Genomic DNA, 1,016 nt, shown 5'->3' with positions numbered 1-1,016 from the left:
GCGATCCTGTTGTGCACGGCGGCCAGCCGCTCGTAGGCCGAGCACAGCGCCTGCTCCCGCTCACCCCAGGAGCGGGCCGCCACCGCCCCGGCCAGTGCCCATGCGTCGGTCAGATAGGACCGCCCGAAGTCAGCACTTGTCATGACTAGATGCTCATTAGCACCCGCCTCGTCCAGCCTGCCGTGCAAGTAGACCACGCTGCGCCAAGTCGCTGCTTTATCGTTGCGCGGAATCGGCAGGATGGGCCCAGAGTGCAAGTCTCTGCCGAAATGCCATGCGCTGCTGGCTTGCTCAAACAGCGTATCGAAGTTCGTCGTAACGAGCCGAACTCCAGTCTCGCCACGCAATTTTGCGAGTCGTAGAATGGCTTTGTGCATGTCCAGCGAAGTTGGCGTTGCAGAGAGACATCTCTTGACGGCGTCTCGCACCTGAGCTCTCCCGAACTTACCCTCAAGGCTACCCAGCATACGGTCGGGCCAGAGCCAATCAGATGCCTTGGACGGAGGGAGAGTCTCGGCAAGGTCGTCATAGCAGTACTTGACCAAGCCTACATAGTCCGGGAGGCCGGCCCCCATCGAGATGCCCGCGCCGCAGAAGATCACTACACGATCATCTTCGAGCGACTGAACCAGCTCGTCCGGAACGACGGGACCTCCCTTGACGAATTTTGGCATATCAACCTCCTGAGGCGTTGATGCTAATAGTAAGCTGATAGCTGGCCTTTCAGGCCACAGAATTCTTGGCAGTCGAGTGCCACGTCGCGTCGCGGCTTAAGCAGTTGCTGAGTGGCGCCTGGACTGCTCGGTCTCCACGCCGGATCACTCGTAGGTCTCATCACGCTTGCGTTGAAGGAAGCAACAATCCCGACAGGAAACTGTTCGACGGGGCATGGGAATCACAGCATCTGAGGGATAATCTTGCGTTCTCGACCAAGACGTTCTCGCAGACTGAGACACAGCGCCGTCGTGCCAAGTCCACTTGCGGCGCGTGGAAGCCGACCCTATCTAAAGGCTTCA

General features: G+C 59.2%; 1 protein-coding gene. It reads right to left on the bottom strand.

Going from position 1 to position 1,016, the window contains the following annotated elements; genetic code table 11:
- The coding region (locus ABZX22_RS45390; protein ID WP_354923636.1) for an SIR2 family protein at positions 1 to 377 on the bottom strand (377 nt) is incomplete at its 3' end.
- Positions 378 to 1,016: the final 639 nt, after the last annotated feature.

This window comes from Nonomuraea sp. NPDC003804, assembly GCF_040610675.1.
In the GTDB taxonomy this organism is placed as follows: domain Bacteria; phylum Actinomycetota; class Actinomycetes; order Streptosporangiales; family Streptosporangiaceae; genus Nonomuraea.
This window is presented reverse-complemented; position numbering and strand designations above follow the sequence as displayed.